Origin of the sequence: Chryseobacterium aahli (genome assembly GCF_022699665.1) — a bacterium.
Taxonomy (GTDB): domain Bacteria; phylum Bacteroidota; class Bacteroidia; order Flavobacteriales; family Weeksellaceae; genus Chryseobacterium; species Chryseobacterium aahli.
In genome coordinates this window covers 44,443-68,305 of the sequence record NZ_JALDNB010000008.1, presented here as the reverse complement: position 1 = coordinate 68,305, position 23,863 = coordinate 44,443, and the positions used below count along the sequence as shown (strand labels likewise).

General features: G+C 34.2%; 25 protein-coding genes. 17 read left to right on the top strand and 8 right to left on the bottom strand.

Annotated elements, in window-relative coordinates; genetic code table 11:
* Nucleotides 1-20 precede the first annotated feature (20 nt).
* From tilS to MQX03_RS13265, 6 genes are all read left to right on the top strand, one after another.
* A complete protein-coding gene (gene tilS / locus MQX03_RS13290; RefSeq protein WP_242803661.1) occupies nt 21-1,337 on the top strand; it encodes a tRNA lysidine(34) synthetase TilS in 1,317 nt (438 codons plus the stop codon).
* A gap of 1 nt (nt 1,338) precedes the next feature.
* Entirely contained in the window at nt 1,339-3,402 is a 2,064-nt protein-coding gene (locus MQX03_RS13285) for a protein-disulfide reductase DsbD family protein (RefSeq protein ID WP_242803660.1), read from the top strand.
* Nucleotides 3,403-3,603: 201 nt separating this feature from the next.
* A complete protein-coding gene (locus MQX03_RS13280) occupies nt 3,604-4,119 on the top strand; it encodes an ExbD/TolR family protein (protein ID WP_242803659.1) in 516 nt (171 codons plus the stop codon).
* Nucleotides 4,120-4,183: 64 nt separating this feature from the next.
* Nucleotides 4,184-4,711: a hypothetical protein gene (locus MQX03_RS13275; RefSeq protein WP_242803658.1), complete on the top strand. Its 528-nt coding sequence runs from the start codon at nt 4,184-4,186 to the stop codon at nt 4,709-4,711.
* A gap of 9 nt (nt 4,712-4,720) precedes the next feature.
* Complete coding sequence (locus tag MQX03_RS13270) at nt 4,721-5,503, top strand: alpha/beta fold hydrolase (RefSeq protein WP_242803657.1); 783 nt, start codon at nt 4,721-4,723, stop codon at nt 5,501-5,503.
* Entirely contained in the window at nt 5,504-6,301 is a 798-nt protein-coding gene (locus tag MQX03_RS13265; RefSeq protein ID WP_242803656.1) for a patatin-like phospholipase family protein, read from the top strand.
* Nucleotides 6,302-6,329: 28 nt separating this feature from the next.
* Here MQX03_RS13265 and MQX03_RS13260 read toward each other — a convergent pair whose 3' ends face one another.
* Nucleotides 6,330-7,334 carry a DHH family phosphoesterase gene (locus MQX03_RS13260; RefSeq protein WP_242803655.1) on the bottom strand — a complete coding sequence of 335 codons (1,005 nt, stop codon included), beginning with the start codon at nt 7,332-7,334 and terminating at the stop codon, nt 6,330-6,332.
* A gap of 199 nt (nt 7,335-7,533) precedes the next feature.
* Between MQX03_RS13260 and rpmH the strand changes: the two genes are divergently transcribed.
* Nucleotides 7,534-7,692, top strand: a complete 159-nt coding sequence (gene rpmH, locus MQX03_RS13255) for a 50S ribosomal protein L34 (RefSeq protein ID WP_034679005.1) — start codon at nt 7,534-7,536, stop codon at nt 7,690-7,692.
* 156 nt (nt 7,693-7,848) lie between these two features.
* The gene (locus MQX03_RS13250) at nt 7,849-8,559 is read left to right on the top strand and encodes a cell division ATP-binding protein FtsE (protein WP_229986139.1); all 711 of its coding nucleotides are present in this window, start codon (nt 7,849-7,851) and stop codon (nt 8,557-8,559) included.
* 1 nt (nt 8,560) lies between these two features.
* On the opposite strand, the gene MQX03_RS13245 is transcribed toward MQX03_RS13250, so the two are convergent.
* From MQX03_RS13245 to MQX03_RS13235, 3 genes are read right to left on the bottom strand one after another with little or no spacing between them, the layout of a single operon-like run.
* The gene (locus tag MQX03_RS13245) at nt 8,561-9,256 is read right to left on the bottom strand and encodes a tRNA1(Val) (adenine(37)-N6)-methyltransferase (RefSeq protein WP_242803654.1); all 696 of its coding nucleotides are present in this window, start codon (nt 9,254-9,256) and stop codon (nt 8,561-8,563) included.
* On the bottom strand, nt 9,256-10,710 hold the full coding sequence (locus MQX03_RS13240; RefSeq protein ID WP_242803653.1) for a sensor histidine kinase: 1,455 nt from the start codon (nt 10,708-10,710) through the stop codon (nt 9,256-9,258). The genes MQX03_RS13245 and MQX03_RS13240 overlap by 1 nt, the downstream gene beginning before the upstream one ends.
* Nucleotides 10,700-11,296, bottom strand: coding sequence for a riboflavin synthase (locus MQX03_RS13235; protein WP_242803652.1), 597 nt, complete (start codon nt 11,294-11,296; stop codon nt 10,700-10,702). Before MQX03_RS13235 ends, MQX03_RS13240 begins: the two co-directional genes overlap by 11 nt.
* A 49-nt stretch (nt 11,297-11,345) precedes the next feature.
* Between MQX03_RS13235 and pdxA the strand changes: the two genes are divergently transcribed.
* The 6 genes from pdxA to rocD all read left to right on the top strand — a co-directional run bounded on the left by pdxA (nt 11,346) and on the right by rocD (nt 16,855).
* Complete coding sequence (gene pdxA / locus MQX03_RS13230) at nt 11,346-12,437, top strand: 4-hydroxythreonine-4-phosphate dehydrogenase PdxA (protein ID WP_242803651.1); 1,092 nt, start codon at nt 11,346-11,348, stop codon at nt 12,435-12,437.
* An 83-nt stretch (nt 12,438-12,520) separates the two neighbouring features.
* Nucleotides 12,521-13,042 (top strand): YceD family protein, encoded by a 522-nt coding sequence (locus MQX03_RS13225; protein ID WP_242803650.1) that lies wholly within the window; start codon nt 12,521-12,523, stop codon nt 13,040-13,042.
* A 68-nt stretch (nt 13,043-13,110) separates the two neighbouring features.
* Nucleotides 13,111-13,317 (top strand): 50S ribosomal protein L32, encoded by a 207-nt coding sequence (gene rpmF / locus MQX03_RS13220; protein ID WP_047445089.1) that lies wholly within the window; start codon nt 13,111-13,113, stop codon nt 13,315-13,317.
* 124 nt (nt 13,318-13,441) lie between these two features.
* A complete protein-coding gene (gene accB / locus MQX03_RS13215; RefSeq protein ID WP_242803649.1) occupies nt 13,442-13,924 on the top strand; it encodes an acetyl-CoA carboxylase biotin carboxyl carrier protein in 483 nt (160 codons plus the stop codon).
* 97 nt (nt 13,925-14,021) lie between these two features.
* Nucleotides 14,022-15,377 carry an acetyl-CoA carboxylase biotin carboxylase subunit gene (accC, locus tag MQX03_RS13210; protein ID WP_242803647.1) on the top strand — a complete coding sequence of 452 codons (1,356 nt, stop codon included), beginning with the start codon at nt 14,022-14,024 and terminating at the stop codon, nt 15,375-15,377.
* A gap of 233 nt (nt 15,378-15,610) precedes the next feature.
* Nucleotides 15,611-16,855 (top strand): ornithine--oxo-acid transaminase, encoded by a 1,245-nt coding sequence (rocD, locus tag MQX03_RS13205; RefSeq protein WP_242803645.1) that lies wholly within the window; start codon nt 15,611-15,613, stop codon nt 16,853-16,855.
* Here the strand turns inward: rocD and MQX03_RS13200 are convergent.
* The gene (locus MQX03_RS13200) at nt 16,852-17,937 is read right to left on the bottom strand and encodes a glycosyltransferase family 4 protein (RefSeq protein WP_242803643.1); all 1,086 of its coding nucleotides are present in this window, start codon (nt 17,935-17,937) and stop codon (nt 16,852-16,854) included. The two genes, rocD and MQX03_RS13200, sit on opposite strands and share 4 nt — an antisense overlap.
* Nucleotides 17,938-17,957: 20 nt before the next feature.
* Nucleotides 17,958-19,094 (bottom strand): glycosyltransferase, encoded by a 1,137-nt coding sequence (locus tag MQX03_RS13195; protein ID WP_242803641.1) that lies wholly within the window; start codon nt 19,092-19,094, stop codon nt 17,958-17,960.
* A 60-nt stretch (nt 19,095-19,154) separates the two neighbouring features.
* Between MQX03_RS13195 and MQX03_RS13190 the strand changes: the two genes are divergently transcribed.
* Nucleotides 19,155-20,045: a glycosyltransferase gene (locus MQX03_RS13190; RefSeq protein WP_242803640.1), complete on the top strand. Its 891-nt coding sequence runs from the start codon at nt 19,155-19,157 to the stop codon at nt 20,043-20,045.
* A complete protein-coding gene (locus tag MQX03_RS13185; protein WP_242803639.1) occupies nt 20,042-20,878 on the top strand; it encodes a glycosyltransferase family 2 protein in 837 nt (278 codons plus the stop codon). Before MQX03_RS13190 ends, MQX03_RS13185 begins: the two co-directional genes overlap by 4 nt.
* A 101-nt stretch (nt 20,879-20,979) precedes the next feature.
* On the opposite strand, the gene MQX03_RS13180 is transcribed toward MQX03_RS13185, so the two are convergent.
* Together MQX03_RS13180 and MQX03_RS13175 are read right to left on the bottom strand one after the other, a co-directional pair.
* Nucleotides 20,980-21,321: a phosphomannose isomerase type II C-terminal cupin domain gene (locus MQX03_RS13180; protein WP_185145195.1), complete on the bottom strand. Its 342-nt coding sequence runs from the start codon at nt 21,319-21,321 to the stop codon at nt 20,980-20,982.
* A 15-nt stretch (nt 21,322-21,336) separates the two neighbouring features.
* Nucleotides 21,337-22,275, bottom strand: a complete 939-nt coding sequence (locus tag MQX03_RS13175; RefSeq protein ID WP_242803638.1) for a glycosyl transferase family 90 — start codon at nt 22,273-22,275, stop codon at nt 21,337-21,339.
* 73 nt (nt 22,276-22,348) lie between these two features.
* Between MQX03_RS13175 and gltX the strand changes: the two genes are divergently transcribed.
* Complete coding sequence (gene gltX / locus MQX03_RS13170) at nt 22,349-23,857, top strand: glutamate--tRNA ligase (protein WP_242803637.1); 1,509 nt, start codon at nt 22,349-22,351, stop codon at nt 23,855-23,857.
* Nucleotides 23,858-23,863: the final 6 nt, after the last annotated feature.

Here is a 23,863-nt window from a genome sequence, read left to right as displayed (position 1 = left end):
CAAAAGAAATTCTGAGCCTCATGCTGGAAAAATCAACCTTCAAAAAACAACTCGAAAATCTCATTTCATTTCCCGAAAATCAACGCTATCTTTTAGCAGTTAGCGGAGGTGCAGATTCCATGGTTTTAGCATATGTTTTCAATGTTTTAGGTTTAAATTTCGAAATTGCGCATGTGAATTACAAACTTCGTGGAGAAGATTCAGATGCGGATCAAAAAGTGGTCGAAGATTTCTGTTTTAAAAATGATATTAAATTTCATTTATATGAAGCTTCCGAAGAAGACAACAAGCCTGAAAATTCAATTCAACTTTGGGCGAGAGAACTTCGCTATGCTTTTTTTAAACAGATTCAGGAAAAAGAAAATTTGGAGTTTTTAGTGACGGCACACCATCTGAATGATCAGCTTGAAACTTTCATCATTAATTTATCTAAAGCTTCCGGAATTAAAGGTTTGAGTGGAATTCCTGCGAATGACAACAAAATCCTCCGGCCGCTTTTGCATTTTTCTAAGGATGAAATTTACGATTTCGCCAAAGAACATAAGATTGAATACCGCGAAGATCTTTCCAACAAAAAAAGTAATTATTTAAGGAATAAAATCAGAAATGAGATTGTTCCGAAACTTTTGGAAGCGAATGATCATTTTCTAGAGAACTTTAAAAAATCTTTATCTTATTTAAATCAAACCAAAGATTTTGTTCATCAACAAATTGCAGAAATTGAAAACAGAATTACTATTCCTAACAAGAAACATAAAATTTTAGATAGAGAAAAACTGAATCTTGAAAGTGATTTTGTGAAATTTGAAATTTTAAAAAAACATGGTTTTGAAAAGGAAGAAGAAATAAAAAAAATCTTTAAATCTGAAACAGGAAGCGCATTTTTCTCAAAAGACTTTCAACTCGTTATCAACCGAAATGAATTGATTTTAAATCAATTAAATCAAGAAAAAGAAAATACAGAAGAAATTATTTTAACCCAAGCGTTTGATTTGAATCAAAACAGGGTTGAAGTCAACATTTCAGATGAAATTTCGACTATTGAAGAAATCAATAAAACTTTTAAATGGGAATTCGATGCTGAAAAAATCACGTTTCCACTAAAGCTTCGCAGAAAAGAGGAAGGAGACGTTTTTTATCCGATTGGTTTTTCGGGAAAAAAGAAAGTTTCGAAGTTTTTTAAGGACGAAAAATTGTCTATTTTAGCCAAGCAAAAAATCTGGCTTCTGACAGACGGAAACAATAGTGTTTTGGGCATTATTCCTTTCAGGCAAGATAGACGCTACGCAAAAGATGAGAGAACGAAAAGTATTCTCACAATTTTTAATGAAAAGTAAAATGAAATTCAAAAACTGGTTTTTACTCATTCTCCTGTTCTTATTCACGGGAATCAATGCACAAATCAAGAATCCTGTAAAATTCAAATTCACGGTCAACGAACTGGGCAACAACCAATACGAAGCCGTACTAAATGCGACTTTAGAAAGTGGTTGGCATATCTATTCAAGAGACATTCCTGAAGATACCGGAATCCCGACAGAATATGTTGTATCAGGGAAAAATATAGAACTGATCGGTAAATTTCAGGAAGTTGGAAAGAAGCACGAAGAATTTTCTGAGGCTTTCGGCGGAACGATTATTTACTATTCCAATTCTGCAGGTTTTAAGCAGAAATTCAAATTAAAAGACGGCACAAAACCAAGTGAAGTTGTCGCTGAAATCACCTATCAGACTTGTGACGACAGAGTTTGTCTTGCTCCGAATACTTTAGAATTCAATCAGAAAATTACGCCAAAAGGAGTTTCAGAAGACGCCGTTGCGCCCACAGAAGAAGTAAAAGATTCTGTAAAAACAACCGAAACTGTGGTTGAAAATCCTGCTAAAGGAGAAATCACGGTTACAGAAACTTCAAAACTTGACCCAAAACAACTGAAAATAGCATCGATAGATTTCAAAAAACCTTTGACAGATTGCGGAACCAAAACGATTGAAGCGTCTGAAAACTATTGGACCTATTTGTTCTTAGGTTTCATTGGCGGATTGATCGCGTTGCTTACCCCATGCGTTTTCCCGATGATTCCTTTAACAGTTTCATTCTTTACCAAAGGAAATAAAAACAAAGCAAAAGGGAAAAGAGACGCCTTGATTTATGGGTTTTTCATTCTGATTATTTTTGTTTTATTAAGTCTTCCATTCCATTTAATTGACGGAATTGCAGGAAATGTTTTTAATGAAATTTCTACAAGCGTTTGGCTGAATGTGGTGTTCTTTATCATCTTTATTTTCTTCGCAGGAAGTTTCTTTGGATACTACGATATCACTTTACCAAGCTCAATTGCCAACAAATCTTCAAAAGCTGAAGAAGCAGGAGGAATTATCGGAATTTTCTTCATGGCTTTGACTTTAGTGATTGTCTCATTCTCTTGTACAGGTCCTATTTTGGGAAGTTTATTGGGAAGTGCCGTGACAGGTTCTACCAACGTTCCGATGTTGCTGACGTTTGCTTTGGCAGGTTTCGGATTTGCGTGGGCAATCGTTTTCGGACTTTTAGCATTATTCCCGCAGGCTTTACAAAGTCTTCCAAAATCTGGAGGATGGATGAATACAGTGAAAGTCGTTTTAGGTTTTGTAGAATTGGCTTTAGCTTTAAAATTCTTATCAAAAGCAGATTTAGTTTCAAAAACATTCTTAATTAAAAGAGAACTTTTCATTGCAATCTGGATCGTGATTGCGATAGGTTTAGCATTATATTTATTCGGGTTAATCAGATTTCCGCATGACGATAAGAAGCCGAAAATTTCGATTACCCGAAAAATTCTGGGAGCTCTCGGAATTGGTTTTGTTATTTATTTAATTCAGGGATTAGTTCCTGCAGAAAGACCGAAACTTCAATTATTAAGCGGAATTTTACCTCCGTTGAATGTAAGTTATTTCCACAACGAAAAAGACGGAATTCTGGGAATGAAGCCCGAACATGATTTCTTTAACGCTATTGAATTAGCTAAAAAAGAGAACAAACCAATTTTAATTGACTTCACAGGCTACGGTTGTGAAAACTGTAGAAAAATGGAAGAATTCGTCTGGAGCGAACCGGATATCTTACCGATTCTTCAGAACGACATTGTGCTTGCTTCTCTTTATGTAGATGACAAAGAAGAACTTCCTGAAGATCAAAAAACCAAGATTGATCTTGGTGAAGGTCAGGTAAAGAAAGTAAAAACAATTGGTGACCGATGGAGTTTATTTCAGCAGGTAAACTTTAATAATAATTCTCAGCCACATTATGTTTTGATAACGCCTGACGGCAAAGTAATCAACACGCCGGTTTCCGGATATATGCCGAAAGAAGATTTCAAAAAATTCTTAGAGTGCGGAGTTAATTATTTTAAGAATAATAAATAAGACCTAAACATTATAGATTTCAGCCTTATCAATTGATTTTGATAAGGCTTTTTTAATAAAAACCTACAACAAGTATTAAATCAAAAGATAATTTTAATAATTTAACATCAAAACAAAAATTTAGGTATAAACTTTGCATAGATTTCTGAAAATTACGAGATAATCTTTATCACATTTTCTTTAACATTAAAAAGTACAATCATGGCTGAAATCATTGCACAAGAAAAATCAGGAGGCAGACAAAAAAAGAAAAACGTTAAAATCGATATGACTCCGATGGTCGATTTAAATTTTTTACTATTAATGTTTTTCATGTTTACATCAAGCTTTTCAAAACCTAACGTGATGGATTTGGGATTACCTGGAAAGGGTGATCATACTCCCACAACTCAGATTGGCGATAAAAATCAAATCACTTTCATCATTGGAGAAAACAACCGAGTCTTTTATCATCAAAGCAATGCAAAAGATCTTACAGAAGCCGGTTTAAAAGAAACAGACTATAATGGCGTGAATGTTTCAAAGATCATTTCTAATGCGTACGAAAAAGCTCCCGAAAAAGCAATCTTCACCATCATTGTAAAACCTACAGACGAATCGAATTACAAAAACTTTGTAGACATCATGGATAATATTTCGATTTCGAAAAAAGACCGATACGGAATAAGCGATATCAAACCCTGGGAAAAGAAAGTTTACGAAAACGTAATAAAATAATACCTGAGAGCATTTTTATAATGCTCTTTTTTTATTTAAATTTGAGAATATAATTTATGTATTGATGAAAAAAACCTTAATCATAGCCATTGCAGGAATTCTCACTTTTTCATGTTCGAAAAAAGAATCTCAAAAAACTCCTGAAAAATCTGACAGCACTAAAATCACTGATTCCATCAATGCTGAAAGAACAAAAATCAATGACAGCATCAAAGCTTTAAACAGCAAAAACCGTTTCAGAGATTTCAGCGGAAGTCACAAATTCGTTTATCAGAATGACAGTTCACCCAAATATTCAGGGTCGGTAAACTTCACAAAAATTGAGGGTGAAAGAGATAATTACAACGTATCTGGAAACATAAAGTCGGGTAAAAATTCGGTTAGCCTAAAGGGTTTTGTACAGGTTGTCACTGCTAAACACATGAATTTCACCGGAGAAATCACTCAAAGCATTTCTGATAACGATAACGGAAAACCATACACCAGAAAAGGTACGAAAACGTTTATGTCTAAAGATGGCGGAAAAACCTACCGACTTCAGGATATGGTAAATGGTTCGGGTTTTGTAGATTACATTGATATTCATTTTTAAATCTACACTATGCTCAACTTCGAAAAGAAAGGAAACGGAAAGGAAACATTGGTTCTGCTGCACGGTTTTATGGAAAACCTAAGCATCTGGAATGACATGGAATCTCATCTCTCTAAAGATTTCACCTTGTTAAAAATCGATCTTCCCGGTCATGGAAAGTCTGATATCTTAGCTGAAGTTCACACCATGGAACTGATGGCTGACGAAGTGAAAAAGGTAGTTGATAATCAAAATTTAGAAAAATTTCATCTTCTAGGTCATTCGATGGGCGGTTACACCTCATTAACTTTTGCTGAAAAATTTCCCGAAAATCTGAAAAGTTTAACCTTATTTTTTTCAACCTATTTCGCAGATGACGAGGAAAAGAAAGAACAGCGTATAAAGAGCTACAGAATCATCAAAGATGCCTTTCCGCATTATGCGAGAGCAGGAATTCCGAATTTATTCAATCAAAATGAGAGAGATGTTCTGGAAGGAAAAATAGAAATTGCTTTGGAAACTGCCCTTTCAACCAATAATCTTGGAGCTTTAGCCTGTGTAAAAGGCATGGTGGCAAGAACCAATAAAAAGCACATTCTTGAAAGTTTGGAAGCAAAAATTTTAGTCATTGCCGGAAAGCATGACAACGCTGTAAAAACCGACAAAACCATCAACAACCTTCCAGATAGAACCAATATAAAATCATACATTGTCGATTGCGGACATAATGGTCATTGGGAAAAACCGAGCATCTGTGCAGAAATTATCAATACAGAACTACTTCATCATCTTCCGAAAAAATTTCTTCTGTAAATGGGATTATTCTCTTTCAAAAAAAAGCAACCGGTTATCGGTCTGACTTTATCGGGAGGCGGAATGCGTGGAATTGCTCATATTGCCGTCTTAAAGGCCTTGGAAGAATATGATCTGAAACCTCATATTATTTCGGGAACCAGTGCCGGATCTATCGTTGCAGCGTTCTACTCTATCGGAACTTCTCCCGACGAGATGATGGAAATCGTGAAGAAAACAACTTTTTTCTCACGTTCTTATTTAAAACTTTCCAAAAACGGAATTTTCAGTTCAAAATTTATCATGAAATTACTGATGGATCATTTTCCTGAAGATGATTTTAAAGTTTTAAAAATCCCTGTATATGTTGCAGCTACAGAAATGACCCATGGGATTGTAGATTTCTTTTCAGAAGGAGAATTATTCAGACCGCTTTTAGCGTCATCGAGCGTTCCTTTTGTATTGCCTCCCGTAAGAATGGGCGAAAAAATTTATGTGGATGGCGGAGTTTTAGACAATTTGCCTATAGAACCGATTATTGATAAATGCGATTTTCTAATTGCTTCACACGTCAACTCTATAAGCTACGACAGTCTTGAAAACATGAGTTTAATGAAAGAATTTGACCGAATTTTACATTTAGCAATCGCTAAATCTGTTTATTCTAAGGCTAAATCCTGCGACATATTTTTAGACCCTCCAAAAATGACCAAGTTCAGTTTATTCAATAAAAAATTCCTGGACGATATGTTTTCTGAGGTTTATGAATATACGTGTATTGAGCTTGAGAAAAAAGGATATACGAAGTTGAAGTTATAAGTTTTGAGTTATTAATTATGGGTTAATACTACAAATTCTCATCAACTAATCTCTTTTTAAACGTCTCAATGGTATCTGCCAAAGATTCCATAGATTTTCCTCCGGCCGCATTGATGTGACCGCCACCGCTGAAATATTTTCTTGAGAATTGATTAACATCTACATCATCTTTACTTCTGAAAGAAATTTTAATAAAATCTTCATACAGATCTTCCATAAAGAAGGCAGACATTCTCACGCCGACGATACTCAATCCGTAATTTACAAAACCTTCCGTATCACCTTTCTGGAAACCATACTCCTGAAGTTCTTTTCTTGTTAAAGATAAAACAGCTACTCTACCATCATTTACCACTTCAATTCGCCCTAAAACAAGCGCCAATAAATGTAAACGCGAAACAGTGTTGGTATCCCATGTATTTGAAGTAATCACTGAAGGGTCGGCACCTTTTTCAATCAAATTAGCCACAATTCTATGCGTCGCCGCACTCGTAGATCGGAAACGGAAACCTCCTGTATCCGTCATAATTCCGGTGTACAGACATTCTGCAATTTCTTTATTGACTAAATCTTCATCATCCATCGCTTCTATAAAATGATAAATCATCTGGCAGGTTGCAGGAATAACGGTATCTGAATACACAAAATCAAAATCTTCCGGCTGCTGGTGATGATCAATAAGAATCTTTTTTGCTTTCGCTCTCATCAGCCAATCACCCAAAAGCCCGATTCTTGCAGGAGAATTGAAATCTAAACAGAAAATCACATCTGCATCATTGATCAAATCAAAAGCTACTTTTCTCTTGTATTCTCCGATGATGTTTTTCTTTGCTTCGGGCATCCATTTCAGGAATTTTGGGAAGTCGTTTGGTGTTATAACTTCCGCTTCAATACCTTTGGCACGTAGATAATGTTTAAGGCCTAAACTTGAACCAATGGCATCACCATCCGGATTATAATGGGTAAGAATTACGATTTTATTTTCCGGGATAAGTAATTGATTGATTTCTAAAAGTTCGGCAGGTGTAAACATTTTCTTTAAATTTGAGTTTTCAAAGATAAAGTTTTTAGATGGATCAATCTTTAAAAAGTGAAAATACCTCTACTCATGTCATATTTAAAGACATCGCATTTTCATTAAAATAATTTAAGATTATATTTGCACTTAATAAAAATATACATATATTTGCAACCTGAAAATTAATAGATAATTACGACTAAAATATATAGTAATGAGTAAAAGAACGTTCCAGCCATCAGAAAGAAAGAAAAGAAACAAACACGGTTTCAGAGAGAGAATGTCTACGCCAAACGGAAGAAGAGTTTTGGCAGCAAGAAGAGCTAAAGGCAGAAAAAGCCTTACAGTGAGTTCTGCAAGAGCTAAGAGATAATTCTTAACTTACAATATACAGATTATGCTTGAAAATAAGTTTTTTCAAGCATTTTTTGTTGTTAAATTTTCCTAAATTTTAGGTTTATAAAGCTTCTTTTTTCTATTTTTAAAATCTGAAAAAACTTTTTGGAAAAAGCCTCTAAAAATCGAATTTATGCCACATACAAATATATCCGGAGACAATATCATCAACCTACAACACGCAAAAATTACACAGAAAAATTTTACCGTGCTTACTGATGTTAATTTAAACATCAAGAAAGGCAGATTCTGCTATCTAATCGGGAAAACCGGTTCCGGAAAAAGCTCACTTCTCAAAACTTTATACGGGCACATTCCTTTGGTTGCTGGCGTTGGCGAAGTGGTAGGCTTTGATTTGGCTAAATTAAAAGCTTCTGACGTTCCGAATTTGAGAAGAAAATTAGGAATCGTTTTCCAAGATTTTCAATTACTTTCTGACAGAACCGTTGAGAAGAACCTGAAATTCGTTTTGGAAGCTACCGGATGGAAAGATAAGCCAAAAATGGACGAACGCATCAATGAAGTACTTTCCAGCGTAAATATGAAAGGAAAGAAACACAAAATGCCGCATGAACTTTCTGGAGGTGAACAGCAACGTATCGCCATCGCAAGAGCTCTATTGAATCATCCTGATTTGATTTTGGCCGATGAGCCGACAGGAAATCTTGATCCTGAAACTTCGAACGAAATCATGACTTTACTGAAGCAGGTTGCCGCTGAAAACGGAGCTGCAGTTGTAATGGCAACACATGATTATCACATGATTCAGAACTTCCCTGGAGAAGCTATCAGATGTGAAGACGGTAAAGTTTCTGTGCTTGATACAGCGGAATTATTTGAATAAATTATTCTTTATAAACATGAAACTCTTTGGTGAGTTCAAGATATTGGTCCGAGTATTTTCTCGGACTTTTTTCTATGATAAAATCAGATTCTTCCAGACATTTTTCAATTTGAGAAAATTCTAAGACTAATCTTTTTATTTTTGAATTTTCTATTCCGTAAATGTTGATTTTTCGGTTCAGAAACAATTGATTTTCTTTCGCAATTTCAATAAAATAAACACCAACTTCAAAAGGAATAATGACAGAAAAAATCCCGTTTTCTGAAAGTAATTTTGATGATTGTGAAATCAGTTGTTGGAAATTCAATTCAACCGTTTGCCTTGCGAGAATATCTTTACCAGAAGAATTCTTTTCAAAATAAGGCGGATTTGATACAATTAAATCAAACTTTTGATCAGTTTCAAAAGTTTTAAAATCCTGAAGACTATTTTTTAATCTTAAATAAAATGGAGAGTCTTTAAAATTGAGTTTCGTGAGATTTACGGCTTCTTCATTGATATCAATACCTAAAAAATTTGCATTTAAATTTCTTTGAGCCAGCATTAAAGAAATCAAACCAGTTCCCGTCCCAATCTCCAGAACATTTTTAGCAAAATGAATATTCGCAAAAGCACCCAACAAAACACCATCCGTCCCCACACGGAAAACGTCAGCTGACTGTTGAATTTCAAACTGTTTAAATTTAAAAGGCTTCACTAAAGATTTGTAGGTAATGTAATAATGAATGTAGAGCCCTTACCAACTTCAGATTTAACTGTAATTTGACCTTTGTAATCTTCCACCATTTTTCTAACCATAGATAAACCTAGACCCATTCCGCTGTTTTTTGAAGTAAAATTGGGTTCAAAAATTCTTTCGTACATGTTTTCAGCAATTCCAATCCCGTTATCCTGAACTGAGATTATAACTTTTCTTTGGTGTTGCTCAATATCTACATTTACCAGAAGATTACGATCATCACTTTGTGCTTGTTTTGCATTGGTAACAAGATTGGTAATGATTCTGGAAAGATAAATCCTGTCCATATTAATCATGATATTGCTTTTATTGGAATGCACAAATATCTGATCATCGTTGAAAACCCTTAGAATATCATCAATTTCTGTATTCAGATTGATGACTTCATTATTTTTTTCGGGAAGTTTAGCAAATTCAGAGAATGCAGAAGCAACGGTAGCGATCAAGTCAATCTGATCAACCATTGTTTTGCTTAATTTTTTAACCTTTTCACTTACATCAGGATCATTGGGATCAAATTTTCTTTCAAAATTTTGAATGGTCAGTTTCATCGGTGTCAAAGGATTTTTCACCTCGTGTGCAACCTGTTTTGCCATTTCGCGCCACGCTTCTTCAGACGCTTTAAAACGAAGACGCTCTTTTTGATCCTGAATCTGAAGAATCATCCTGTTATATGCTCTTGCCAACGCATTGAGCTCGTCATTTTTATAATATTTAATAGGACGCATTTCGTTTTCAAAAAGCGTAATTCGGGTGATCATATCCGAAAATTTGGTAATATTTTTTGCAAGATTGGTAGAAGTCACCCAGCTCAGCCAAATACTGAATGCAATCAGTAAAATATCGACTATCAAAATATAAATAACATACTTATGAAGAACATCAAGATAAGCAGATTCATTGTGGTACAAAGGAATATAGATAATCCCAATCGGTTCCCACATATTATTTTTCAGCAATAAATAAGACGATGTAAAAACAGCATCTTTTGACTCATCTACCTCCCGAAAATCATATCTCGCTTCCGTAGAAAGAAGTTTATTCACAATATTAATCGGAATCTTCTTCTTATCAACTAAATTTCCGTCCCTACTGGAAAGTAAGTAGTTTCCTTTTAAATCATAAATAATAATATCGTGTTGATTGATGTCTGCAATTTCAAAAATTTTGTTCTTTAAAACCACAGGAAGGTCTTCTGTACGCACCGTCGACTGACTGACTGCATAATCCAAATACCTCATCACCGCATTGGTCTTCTCCTGCATATCGATTTTACTTTGCTGCAGAGAATTATTCCTCAAAACAAAGTAGGGCACCAATGAAGAAGCAGCAACACTCAAAAGACATACGAGTAGGAAACCAAAAAAAACCCGGTTTCTTAAACTATATCCTTTATATTTATTAAACGACATTTTGCTTGTTAATTAATTTAGCAATGTATTTACCAACGATATCAAATTCAAGGTTGACTTTATCACCGATTTTCACATTTTTCATATTGGTAAACTCCCAAGTGTAAGGAATAATAGCTACCGAAAACTTAAAATCTCCGCTTTTGGCAACAGTAAGACTGATTCCATTCACAGTGATTGAACCTTGCGGAACTGTTACGAAACCTCCTTCTGAACTATACTGTACAGTAACAAAATAGCTGCCATCTTTGTTCTCAATGTCAATTATTTCACCGGTTTGATCTACATGCCCCTGAACAATGTGACCATCAAGTCTTCCATTCATCATCATGCAGCGCTCAAGATTCACCACACTTCCTACTTCCCACTTTCCTAAATTGGTTTTTTCTAAAGTTTCATTGATTGCAGTAACAACGTATTGGCTCTCGGTAATCTCAACCACCGTAAGACAACAGCCGTTATGGGCAAGACTCTGATCGATCTTTAATTCATGAGTAAACGGACAACTTAAAGTAAAATTAATGTTGCTGCCATTTTCTTCAATTTTTTCAATAACTCCTACCGCTTCAATAATTCCTGTGAACATATTATTTTTTGCTAAATTTGTAAAATTATAATCTTCAAAGATAATCAAAATGAGCCCAAAAAACCATAAAGTACGAGTAGGAATTTCAATTGGTGACTTCAACGGCATCGGCCCGGAAATCATCATGAAATCTCTGAAAGACAAAACTATTACCGACTTTTTCACCCCAATTATTTTCGGCTCAGGAAAATTATTCACGTACCAGAAGAATATTTTTAAGCTCAATTTAAATTTCAACTACATTACAGAAACTTCACAGGCTCAAAACGGAAAGCTGAATATGCTTAATTTGGTGAAAGATAATTCTAATGTAGAATTGGGCAAACCATCAGAAGAATCCACCAAAATGGCGATTGATTCTTTAGAAGCCGCAACCGATGCTTTGATGAAAGGTGAAATTGATGTCTTGGTTACCGCGCCCATCAACAAAGATGAAATGATGAAAATGGGTTTTAAACACGCAGGTCATACCGGTTATTTTGAAGAAAAATTCAACAAAAAAGGATTGATGTTTTTGGTAACAGATGGTTTAAAAGTGGCCGTTTCTACGCATCACATACCAATTTCTCAGGTTGCTGAAAATATTTCAAAAGAAAAAATCAAAAAACAGATCAAGGCATTAAACCAAACTTTGATTGAAGATTTTTCTATTTCTAAACCAAAAATCGCAGTTTTAGGTTTAAATCCACATTCCGGAGACGGTGGCGTCATCGGAAATGAAGAGATTGAAATCATTTCGCCAGCCATTAAAGAACTTTCAGATCAGGGAATTTTAGCTTTCGGTCCTTTTCCTGCAGATAGTTTCTTCCAACCAAGTAAATACCAAAGTTTTGACGCCGTTTTAGCGATGTATCACGATCAGGGCTTGGCTCCATTTAAAACTTTAGCTTATGAAGAAGGCGTAAACTACACCGCAGGACTTCCATTTATCAGAACTTCACCAGATCATGGCGTTGCGTATGATATTGCAGGGAAAAATATTGCCGATGAACAGAGCTTTATGGAAGCGATTTTCATGGCAATAAAAATTTTTAAAAACAGAAGCGATTATAAAGAAATGATGGCCAACAGACTTCAGCCGAGAAGAATGCCTTCAGACAACGGAATAGATGAAGATCTTCCTGTAGAAAGCGAAATGTAAAACGTTGACTCAATTAAAATTAATTTTGTTACCTATTTTATTTGTAATATTAAAATAAATGCATATTTTTGCACACTCATTTTATGGACAAGTTAAGAAACTACGATATAAGCTTTTCCGGACTGAAAATCGGTAAGCACGAGTTCAGGTTTGAGATAGATAAAGAGTTCTTTCAATTATTCGACACTGAACAGGAATTTACAAATCCTAAAATACATGTAGAAGTTTTTTTAAATAAACACACTACGTTTTTAGAATTTGAAGTAAAAGTAGATGGAACGGTAGAATTGGTTTGTGATATTACGAACGACAGTTTTGACCATGACATTGAAAACCAAATCGGTATTTTAGTAAAATTCGGAGAAGAATATGATGACAGTGAGGAAGATGTAGTAACAATCCTTGCAAACGATCATGCCTTTAACGTTGCACATTTAATTTATGAAAATGTGGCACTATCAATACCTATGAAGAAAGTATCACCGAATATCAGTGAGGAAGATTTGGCAATTCTTGATAAATTCAGCCCGAAAGAAATTGAGGAGAAAGAAGAGGAAGTTGACCCTAGATGGGACGCTTTGAAGAAATTAAAAGATAAAAATTAAAAATAATAATAATATGATGAGATGATGAAAGATCTCATCGCTCATCAAATTAAAAAAGTTATTACAAAATGGCACATCCAAAGAGAAGACAGTCGTCTACAAGAAGAGATAAGAGAAGAACTCATTACAAAGCAGTAGTTCCTCAATTGGCAAAAGATGCAACTACAGGAGAAATGCATTTATACCACAGAGCACACTGGCATGAAGGAAAATTATACTACAGAGGAAAAGTAGTATTGGAAAAAACAGTAGAAACCACTACAGAAGAAAACTAAGAGCTTTTTACCTTAAAAAGCCCTATTTAATACAAAAACCACTCAATTTTAATAAAAATGAGTGGTTTTTTGTTGCTTTTTGTGTTTTTTTGGTATCTTTGACGACAAATCAAATATCAATTTTATGGACATTAAAGACATACAGAATCTTATCAAGTTTGTATCTAAAGCTGAAGTTTCAGAAGTAAAATACAAGACTAAAGATTTCGAAATTACTATTAAAACACCACTTGGAGGAAATGAAGTAAGCTATGTTGCGCAGCCACAAATGTATCAGCAGGCTCCCCAACAAGTAGCTCCAGGTCATGCACCAGCTGCTGTTTCCGGATCTGCAGAAAAAGCTGAAGCAGTATCTGACGATAGTAAATATGTAACAATTAAATCTCCAATGATCGGAACTTTCTACAGAAAACCATCTCCAGATAAAGACGTTTTTGTAAATGTAGGTGATGAAGTATCAAACGGAAAAGTAGTTTGTGTAATCGAAGCAATGAAGTTATTCAACCAAATCGAGTCTGAAGTAAGCGGTAAAATCGTTAAAATTTTAGTTGACGACGCTACACCAGTAGAATATGATCAACCATTATTCTTAGTAGATCCATCTTAAGTAGAAGTTAGATGTTAGACATTAGATGTTAGATTAAATTCTACATTAAAATAACATTATCTAATTTTCAAATTATCTAATTTTCAAATTGAAAAAGATGTTCAAAAAAATATTAATTGCCAATCGTGGCGAAATTGCAATGCGTATTTTACGTACTTGTAAAGAAATGGGAATCAAAACCGTTGCGGTATACTCTACTGCCGACAAAGACAGTCTTCACGTAAGATTTGCTGACGAGGCAGTTTGTATTGGTCCAGCAATGAGTAAAGACTCTTACCTAAAAATCCCTAACATTATTGCTGCTGCTGAGATTACCAATGCAGATGCAATTCATCCGGGATATGGTTTCTTATCAGAAAATTCTAATTTCTCAAGAATCTGTCAGAAAAACGGTATCAAATTTATTGGTGCCAGTCCCGAGCAAATCGAGAGAATGGGAGACAAAGCAAATGCTAAAGCAACCATGAAAGCGGCAAATGTACCTTGTGTACCAGGTTCTGAAGGTTTAATTGAATCTTATGAGCACGCCGTAAAAACTGCTGAAGAAACAGGTTATCCTGTCATGATTAAAGCTACTGCCGGTGGTGGTGGTAAAGGAATGAGAGCTGTTTGGAAAGCTGAAGACCTTAAAGAACACTGGGAATCTGCAATTCAGGAAGCTGTGGCTGCATTCGGAAACGGAGGTATGTACATGGAAAAACTGATTGAAGAGCCAAGACATATCGAGATTCAGGTTGCAGGTGACCAATTTGGTAAAGCTTGTCACCTTTCTGAAAGAGACTGTTCTGTACAGAGAAGAAACCAGAAATTAACTGAAGAAACTCCTTCTCCATTCATGACTGACGAGCTTCGTGAGAAAATGGGTGAAGCAGCAGTGAAAGCAGCAGAATTCATCGGTTATGAAGGTGTAGGAACCATCGAATTCCTTGTTGACAAGCACAGAAATTTCTATTTCATGGAAATGAATACAAGAATTCAGGTAGAGCACCCAATTACTGAGCAGGTTATTGATTATGACTTAATCAGAGAGCAAATTCTTTTGGCAGCGGGAACTCCTATTTCAGGAATCAACCACTATCCTAAGTTGCATTCAATCGAATGCAGAATCAATGCGGAAGATCCTTACGCTGATTTCAGACCATCTCCAGGAAAAATCACAGGATTAAACATTCCTGGTGGACACGGAATCAGAGTTGACACTCACGTTTATTCAGGTTACACCATTCCGTCTAACTACGATTCAATGATTGCAAAACTAATCACGACAGCACAAACCCGTGAAGAAGCAATTGCAAAAATGAAACGTGCTTTGGAAGAATTCTATATTGAAGGCGTGAAAACAACTATTCCTTTCCACAGACAGTTGATGGAAGACGAAGCTTATCTTTCCGGAAACTACACGACAAAATTCATGGAGAGTTTTGTAATGGATAAGAAATATGATAATCACTAAGATTATTTGATATAAATTTAAACCGTCTCAATTTTGAGACGGTTTTTTTATTCTATATTTAAATTCAATATTCCAAAAGATATAAAAACTACATCTCATAATGACTTTGGCTAATATTTTCTGATAGATTATTTCATATCATCAAAACATACTTGAATACATCCAATACTCAGCATCATTATTCTGTTGAGCCATCTGGTTTATTATCCTTAATTTTGTACAAAATCAAATATATGTCAACAGCAGAACAAACAAAAAACTCACAATACTTCATCGAGCTCGAAGAAAAACATGGCGCACACAACTACCATCCGCTTCCTGTGGTTTTAGATAAAGGTGAAGGCGTATTTGTTTGGGACGTTGAAGGTAAAAAATATTACGATTTCCTTTCAGCTTATTCAGCTGTAAACCAAGGACATTCACATCCGAAAATCGTGAAAGCTTTAGTTGATCAGGCTAAGAAATTAGCGTTAACGTCAAGAGCATTTTACAATTCAAGTTTAGGAGAATACGAGAAAAAAATCACTACCCTATTCGGTTTTGATAAAGTTTTACCGATGAATTCCGGAGCTGAAGCGGTGGAAACGGCAGTGAAATTAGCCAGAAAATGGAGCTATGAAGTAAAAGGAATTGCTGAAAATGCAGCAAAAATTGTTGTTTGTGAAAATAATTTCCACGGAAGAACAACTACAATCGTTTCTTTCTCAAATGATCCTGATGCAAATAAAAACTACGGTCCTTTCACACCGGGATTCGTAAAAATTCCGTACAATGACCTTGCAGCTTTAGAAGAAGTTCTGAAAAATGATGCATCAAATATTGCAGCATTTTTAGTGGAGCCAATTCAAGGGGAAGCTGGAGTTTACGTTCCGGACGAAAACTTCTTGAAAGATGCTTCTGAACTATGTAAAAAGCACAACGTTCTTTTCATTGCAGATGAAGTTCAAACCGGAATTGCAAGAACAGGTCGTTTAATTGCTTGTCATCACGAAAATGTACAACCCGATATTTTAATTTTAGGAAAAGCCCTTTCGGGAGGAATGTATCCTGTTTCTGCTGTTTTGGCGAATGATGAAATCATGAATGTTATCAAACCGGGACAGCACGGTTCAACTTTCGGAGGAAACCCCATCGCTTGCGCAGTTGCCATTGCCGCTTTAGATGTTGTAGAGGACGAGAAACTTTCAGAAAGAGCGGAAGAGCTGGGTCAATTATTCAGATCTGAAATTGAAAAAGTGATTGAGAAATCCGATCTAATTACCAAAGTAAGAGGAAAAGGATTACTAAATGCCATTTTAATCAACGATACACCAGAGAGTTCAACTGCTTGGAATCTTTGTTTAAAATTAAAAGAAAACGGATTATTGGCGAAACCAACCCACGGAAACATTATAAGACTAGCTCCACCATTGGTGATTACAGAAGAGCAATTGTTGGATTGTGTGAAAATTATTGAAAAAACAGTTTTAGAATATTAAGAATTTTCACTTAGAATTTTCTTATAAAAATCAAGATAATTATTGGACATAACAGTATAGCTATATTGTTTTGTCCAATTTTTTATTTCCAAACTTATTTGTTCTTTATTTTGATGATAAAAATTCATTTTCTCATTGAAAAGATGAGCCATGGAATGAGCATCAAAATTATCAAAGTAAAATGCGGCATCCCCGCCTATCTCGGGTAGACTTGTATATTTTGAAAGGAAAACAGGCTTACCAAACGCCATTGCCTCAATTGGCGGAATCCCGAAACCTTCTGCAATAGATGGATGACACATTGCCTCGCAGTTTTGTATAAGAGCATATTTTTCTTCCTCAGAAATATTTTTAAGAAAGTGAACTCTATTAGATAGATTTAAATCTTTAATTCTTTTTCTTACAACATCAGCATAAGGTAGTTTTTCATCTGAAGCAATTAAAACCAAATCTTCTTCAATGTAAGGAAGCATTTCGATAAGGCTTAATTGATTTTTTTTATCAAATAAAACACCAATATTCAGAATATATTTTTTTGTTTGAAAATCCTGATATTTTCCTAAATCATATTTTTTATCTTCCGGAAGCTGAATACCATTGTGAATAACCACAACATCCTTAAGCTTATTAAAGTTAAAAAGATTTTTGTTTTTAAGTAAATCTTGTTTGGCGTATTCGGAAATGCAAACTACATAATCGGCATTTTTTAAGTTGCTTCTCACCTTACCCAGCATTTTTCTCCTTTTAGAATCGCTTAGATTTTCATGCAGGAAATTCAGGTCATGCAGAGTGACTATTTTAAGCGCATCCTTATAGTTTCTATGAAAATAAGACGACAGCTGATGACTTACATGAATCAAATCAAATTGCCCACTGAAACGTTCAAAAAACTTATGAGTCTTATTCCAGAAGATAGATCTTAAACAAGGTTCGTAAGCACTTAGTTGCTCTCGGTTACCAAAATAAGATATTTCAAATTCTGTATTATTTTTCTGTAAACCTTTAGTAAGATTTTTGAAAACATTTGCGATTCCGGAATTGGGATACCTAAGACGCTCAAGGTCAATTAAAATCTTTGCCATATCTGTATAACGGAAAATAATTATGAAAATTTGTTTTTAAAGAAAGAAATTTCTTTTTCTATATTGTGATCATTCTTGATAAACTCATGTGCTTTATGTCTCTGCTTATCATAAAATTCATCATTTGAAATTAAAAGATTTATGTATTCAGCAAATTTTTCGGCATCTTCTGTAACCAAACATCCATTATCATTTTTTTGTGAAAGACCATCTACACCTCTTGTATTGGTAACAACAGGCAGATTATTCGACAGTGATTCTAAAACTTTTATTTTGACACCGGTACCGCTTAACATAGGACAAATTGTAATTCTTGCATGATCATAGAATTCGTTTAAATCATTTACCATGCCATAGATTTTCACGTTAGGATATTCTTTTTTAATTTCTTTCCCTATTTTTCCAATGATATGAATTTGAATATCCGGTTTTATAAATGATAAAACATGATCTAAAAACCAGTGAATACTCGTTGTATTATGAGGATTGTTACTTGCCACATACACTACATCATATTTGTAAGTAGATTTCAGAGGCAGCAAATCTTTTTGCGGAAAAGGAATAGGAAGATATTTCACTTTTTTATTGGTAAACTGTCCGAAAATATATTCTTCTTCTACAGAATAGGTCCATATTTCGTCAAATTTTCTAAGAATATCCATTTCGCCCTGAAATATTTTTCCAATTTTTTTGATTTTCTTCCGATTTTGAGCTGTTATAAAATCATGCGTATCTACGATGAAATTTGTTTTGATTTTCACATCATCAATTACTTTACCCCATGTTGCATAACTAACAATGATGTGGTCATATTGATCTTTATTTGCAATCTCTGCAAATTCTTTTCTCAAAATCCAGCTTGTCATATCCACCGGATTTTGTTTAAAAAAATAGGGAAGTTTATATAGAAAGAAATATTTAAAAAAACTTTTTTTATACTTTTTATCTAAAAGAATCAGCTTAATATGTGGATATTTCTGAGCAAAAAGATCTTTTTCAGAATCTTCCCACAGCCCCCAGTCTTTTAAAGAAACAAAAGTAATATCTGTATTCTCGAATGTATTAAAATAAGAAAGCAACTGATTAAGTCTTGTCGTATTTCCTGCGTTTCCAGACATTGGGTTATCTGGCATAAAATACAATACTTTCTTTTTCATGAAATTTATTTTAATTTTCTTTACTTTTAGGTCTACAAATATGGATATTTGCAGCGATATATGAAAGATTTAGCAATTATAATTTTAAACTATAATTCTTATAGTGACGTAACAAGACAGATTATCGAATTCAGTAATGATGCCAAAATTAAGGATGGATTAATCATTTTGGATAATAATTCTGATGACGGTAATGCTTTATCTGAATTTTGTGATGAAAAAGATGTATTTTTCCATCAAATGGGCAGCAATTTGGGATATGCTCACGCTAATAATTGGGGTCTCAAAAAAGCAATAAGTTTAGGGAAAACAACACTTTTATTGCTTAATCCTGACATTCATATTAAAACTAAAGACATAGATGATTTATACAAAACCTTAGAAGACAATCCTGATTTGGGCGTTGTCGGTCCAAGATTATTGTATGCCGAAGAACCTTCAAAAATTTTCTCAGATGGAGGACTTCTGTTTCCTAAAAAAGGTTTTGAAGGAAATCACGTTCACTTTAATAAAAATATTGATGAAGTTAAAATTGAAGGACTCAATTATAACATTGATTACGTGAACGGAAGCTGCATGATGTTTAGAAAAGAGGTTTTGGAGGAGCTTGGTTTTATGATAGAAGAATTATTTATGTATTATGAAGAATCTGAATGGTGCTACAGAATAAAAAATAAATCTAAATGGAAAATAGCCATTGACACCGACGTGCACGCATATCAATCTGACAGCTCAAGAGGTAAAGTTTATGAATATTATATGACGAGAAACAGAATATGGCTGACTAAAAAATATTCCGGGAACTTATTTTTTGTTCTTAGAGAAAGAATGATTTTTGCAAGAAAAAAACTATTTTCATCAAAAGGAAAATTTAAAGATAACTTATCTTTTTCACGTAATGTCGTAAAAGGTATTTTTGATGGCTTAACAAACAAATTAACCAAATTATGAGTGAATTGGTTTCAATCATTATCCCATATTATAACGGGCAGGACTATATTGAAGAATGCCTTGTAAGCGTATATAATCAATCGTATAAAAATATAGAAGTTATTGTTGTGAATGATGGTTCACCACATACTTTTTTAGAAGAGCTCCAGAAAGACAAATACCCATCGCTTAAACTTCATTTACAACAAAATCAAGGACCTTCTGTTGCCAGAAACAAAGGTGTAGAATTGGCATCCGGAAAATATATTCTGTTTTTAGATTGTGATGATACGATAGAGCCAACTTTTGTAGAAAAAACACTCAATATTTTAAAAAACCAACCAGAAGTAAGATTGTGCTACACAAAAGGAAATTATTTTGAAGAAAAAACCGGAGAATGGTATCTGCCTGAATTTAATTTAAATAATTTTCTGCTTTGTAATTGCATCCCGATTTCCACTCTATTTTATAAAGAAGATTTTATAAAGTCCGGAGGTTTTGATGAACGCCTCACGTTTTTTGAAGATTGGGATTTGTGGATGTCTATTATTGAAAAAGGAAATAAAGTTGCCCGAATAGAGGAATTTCTTTTTAATTACAGAATCAGAAACCAAAAAAATTCATTGACCAATACATGGGCAAACAATCATTTTGTAGTTGCCGATTACAAATTTATTATCTATCAAAAGCATTATGCTTTGTATGAGAAAAACGGATTAGACTTTAATTCTCTCACCAATATCGTCAGTGAAAGAAATAAGTACAAGAGAAAATACTATAATGTTTGGTATAAAAAATTGATCTATAAATTTTTTAAGAAAAAAAAATATCAGGAAATTTATGGCTCAATATAAATTCACCCATAAAAAAACATAATTCACATTCGAATTATGTTTTTTTATTTTGAAAAATCATGATTAGATTTTTGTTATTCTAAAAAGTGTAAAATGCAATTTTACTCTCTGTCATATATATCTTCAATTCTTACAATGTCATCTTCACCAAAATAAGTTCCTGTCTGTACTTCAATGAACACGACAGGTTGATCAGAAAGGTTCATCATTCTATGTTTAGAGCCCAATGGAATGAAAATGCTTTCGCCGTAACCCAATTTTATTTCTTTTTCATCTAAAACTACCGTTGCATCACCTTCAATGACCGTCCATTGTTCTTGTCTTTTATGATGATATTGATAAGATAGTTTTTGGCCGGGATTCACTTCAATTCTCTTTAATTTATAGTGTGGCTCGTCTGCCAAAACGTAATATTTACCCCAAGGTCTTTCCCCTATTTCCAACATAGCATGATTTTTTTAGCGAATGTAATTAAAATACTTTTGTAAAACCAAAATCGAAATTAAATTTTCCACATTTTTGTTGTTAAACTGAGCTCTGTATTCTTTAGCATTGTTTATAATGTCTTTGGCTTCAGCTTCATGATCAATATAATATTGCAGCTTTTCTTCGAGATTTTTATAATCTTCATTGATTCCTATAAAATGCTCGTCCGGTTTCAAAGTGCCTTCCATATACCAGGTTTCCATCTTTAATGGTGGGGATACAGCGATAGAATTTGAAGACATGATCCATTTCAAATTTGTGGCTACATCATTACCCTCAAGACTCAGTATAAATTTATTTTTAAGATGTTCTGCAATACTGATTTTTGGTTTTATCCAATCAGGATTACCTCCGTTTTTATTTACTTGCCCAAGATCACACAATGTACTGTTGTAGTAATTTTCATAAAATTTAATTCTGTGCTCTTGGAAAACTGCTGCCCTGCCAATCATTTTATCTTTTTTCTGAGAATAGTTTAAAGAATCATTTACAGAAACAAAATGTCTGGCTTTATCTAAATTCAATAAGATATTATTTTCGTTATTTCCGTTAATGGGACGGCTTTTTGTAATCATCGGAAGATTCAAAATGGTATTGACGTCACCAAATGCAAAATCAATCAAATGATTTTCAGGAAAATATCTTGCATATTCATAGGTGTCAAAATAATATGCTTTGGGAGTTTTGGGCTTAAGCAAATCTTTAATGCATGTACCTTGATGGGCAACCTCTGTTTGGGAATGTATTTTATTATAATAATCTACTCTTCTTTCAACATTATTCACTTCTTCTTTAGAAAGTACACTGTACAGTTTACTGACTTTCTTTTCTAATGACTTTACGGGAAGTAGCCCCCTTGTAAACCCCTGAATATAAAAGGATAATTTATTTTTTTTTGTAACCCTTGTCATGATATATAATATGAATCAAAAATACGCTAATCTATCCATTTTTCGTAAATTTGCACCAAAATTTTATTTAAAAATGGGGAAAGTAAGAGTCCGTTTTGCACCAAGCCCTACGGGACCGTTGCATTTGGGAGGTGTAAGAACTGCGTTGTATGATTATCTTTTTGCTAAAAATCAGGGCGGAGAATTTGTATTGAGAATAGAAGACACCGATACTGCAAGATATGTAGAAGGTGCAGAAGATTATATCGAGGAAGCTCTTGAATGGTGCGGAATCATCCCCGACGAAAGCCCTAAAAAAGGCGGAAAATTTGCTCCTTACAGACAATCCGAAAGAAGAGATATCTATGACAGATACACCGAGCAAATCTTAAAAACAGATTACGCTTACATCGCTTTTGACACTGCTGAAGAATTGGATACCATCCGTGCTGAATTTGAAGCTAAAGGTGATGTTTTCTCTTACAATAATGTTTCAAGAAACCGCTTAAAAAACAGCCTTGCACTTTCTGAAGAGGAAGTTAAAAAATTGCTGGACGAAAAGACGCCTTACGTGGTAAGATTCAAAATGCCGATTGACAGAACGCTTGGCTTAGTAGATATTATCCGTGGAAACACAGCAGTGAATACCAATACTTTAGATGATAAAGTTTTAGTAAAAAACGACGGAATGCCAACATATCATTTCGCCAACATCATCGATGATCACGAAATGGAAATTACACACGTCATCCGTGGTGAAGAATGGCTACCATCTTTAGGATTGCATATTTTATTATATGAAGCAATGGGTTGGGAAGCTCCGGAATTCGCCCACCTTTCTTTGATTTTAAAACCTGAAGGTAAAGGAAAATTAAGCAAAAGAGACGGCGATAAATTCGGATTTCCTGTATTTCCTTTAAATTTTAAAGATGCCGAAACCGGAAATATTTCTAAAGGATACCGTGAAGAAGGTTATCTTCCTGAAGCTTTTATCAATATGGTGGCACTTTTAGGTTGGTCACCTGCTGATGATAAAGAAATTTTGTCTTTGGATGAAATGGTAAAAGAATTTGACTTAAATAAAGTTCACAAGGCCGGAGCAAGATTCAATAAAGAAAAAGCTGAATGGTTTAATCATCAATATATTCAATTAAAATCAGATGAGGAATTATTAGAAATACTTAAAAATTCAGATTTAAATTTAAATATCGGAGACGAAAAGCTATTGAAAATCATCAATCTGATGAAAGAAAGAGCAACGTTCCCGAAAGACATTTACGAAAACGGAAAATTCTTTTTTGAAGCTCCAACGTCTTACGACGAAAAAGCATCTAAGAAAGCTTGGAACGACGAAACGTCAAATCTTTTGACTGAATTCTCTGTCATGCTGAGCGAAGTCGAAGCATTCACTTCAGAAAATATTAAGCAAAACTTACACGATTTTGCAGAAAACAAAGGTGTAGGAATGGGAAAAGTAATGATGCCGCTACGTTTAGCTTTGGTCGGAGAATTAAAAGGCCCAGACGTTCCGGATATCGTGGAACTCGTTGGTAAAGAAGAAAGTATCGCCAGAATAAGCAATGCTATAAATAATTTTAAATAAAATTTC

What these genes read in the sequence shown, in the direction of transcription:
- rpmH (WP_034679005.1), top strand. Translation starts at nt 7,534, where the DNA reads ATGAGTAAAAGAACGTTCCAGCCATCAGAAAGAAAGAAAAGAAACAAA.
- MQX03_RS13250 (WP_229986139.1), top strand. Translation starts at nt 7,849, where the DNA reads ATGCCACATACAAATATATCCGGAGACAATATCATCAACCTACAACAC.
- MQX03_RS13185 (WP_242803639.1), top strand. Translation starts at nt 20,042, where the DNA reads ATGAGTGAATTGGTTTCAATCATTATCCCATATTATAACGGGCAGGAC.
- MQX03_RS13270 (WP_242803657.1), top strand. Translation starts at nt 4,721, where the DNA reads ATGCTCAACTTCGAAAAGAAAGGAAACGGAAAGGAAACATTGGTTCTG.
- tilS (WP_242803661.1), top strand. Translation starts at nt 21, where the DNA reads ATGCTGGAAAAATCAACCTTCAAAAAACAACTCGAAAATCTCATTTCA.
- pdxA (WP_242803651.1), top strand. Translation starts at nt 11,346, where the DNA reads ATGAGCCCAAAAAACCATAAAGTACGAGTAGGAATTTCAATTGGTGAC.
- MQX03_RS13265 (WP_242803656.1), top strand. Translation starts at nt 5,504, where the DNA reads ATGGGATTATTCTCTTTCAAAAAAAAGCAACCGGTTATCGGTCTGACT.
- MQX03_RS13195 (WP_242803641.1), bottom strand. Translation starts at nt 19,094, where the DNA reads ATGAAAAAGAAAGTATTGTATTTTATGCCAGATAACCCAATGTCTGGA.
- MQX03_RS13235 (WP_242803652.1), bottom strand. Translation starts at nt 11,296, where the DNA reads ATGTTCACAGGAATTATTGAAGCGGTAGGAGTTATTGAAAAAATTGAA.
- accC (WP_242803647.1), top strand. Translation starts at nt 14,022, where the DNA reads ATGTTCAAAAAAATATTAATTGCCAATCGTGGCGAAATTGCAATGCGT.
- MQX03_RS13260 (WP_242803655.1), bottom strand. Translation starts at nt 7,334, where the DNA reads ATGTTTACACCTGCCGAACTTTTAGAAATCAATCAATTACTTATCCCG.
- rpmF (WP_047445089.1), top strand. Translation starts at nt 13,111, where the DNA reads ATGGCACATCCAAAGAGAAGACAGTCGTCTACAAGAAGAGATAAGAGA.
- MQX03_RS13275 (WP_242803658.1), top strand. Translation starts at nt 4,184, where the DNA reads ATGAAAAAAACCTTAATCATAGCCATTGCAGGAATTCTCACTTTTTCA.
- MQX03_RS13240 (WP_242803653.1), bottom strand. Translation starts at nt 10,710, where the DNA reads ATGTCGTTTAATAAATATAAAGGATATAGTTTAAGAAACCGGGTTTTT.
- MQX03_RS13280 (WP_242803659.1), top strand. Translation starts at nt 3,604, where the DNA reads ATGGCTGAAATCATTGCACAAGAAAAATCAGGAGGCAGACAAAAAAAG.
- rocD (WP_242803645.1), top strand. Translation starts at nt 15,611, where the DNA reads ATGTCAACAGCAGAACAAACAAAAAACTCACAATACTTCATCGAGCTC.
- MQX03_RS13200 (WP_242803643.1), bottom strand. Translation starts at nt 17,937, where the DNA reads ATGGCAAAGATTTTAATTGACCTTGAGCGTCTTAGGTATCCCAATTCC.
- MQX03_RS13175 (WP_242803638.1), bottom strand. Translation starts at nt 22,275, where the DNA reads ATGACAAGGGTTACAAAAAAAAATAAATTATCCTTTTATATTCAGGGG.
- MQX03_RS13285 (WP_242803660.1), top strand. Translation starts at nt 1,339, where the DNA reads ATGAAATTCAAAAACTGGTTTTTACTCATTCTCCTGTTCTTATTCACG.
- MQX03_RS13225 (WP_242803650.1), top strand. Translation starts at nt 12,521, where the DNA reads ATGGACAAGTTAAGAAACTACGATATAAGCTTTTCCGGACTGAAAATC.
- MQX03_RS13190 (WP_242803640.1), top strand. Translation starts at nt 19,155, where the DNA reads ATGAAAGATTTAGCAATTATAATTTTAAACTATAATTCTTATAGTGAC.
- gltX (WP_242803637.1), top strand. Translation starts at nt 22,349, where the DNA reads ATGGGGAAAGTAAGAGTCCGTTTTGCACCAAGCCCTACGGGACCGTTG.
- accB (WP_242803649.1), top strand. Translation starts at nt 13,442, where the DNA reads ATGGACATTAAAGACATACAGAATCTTATCAAGTTTGTATCTAAAGCT.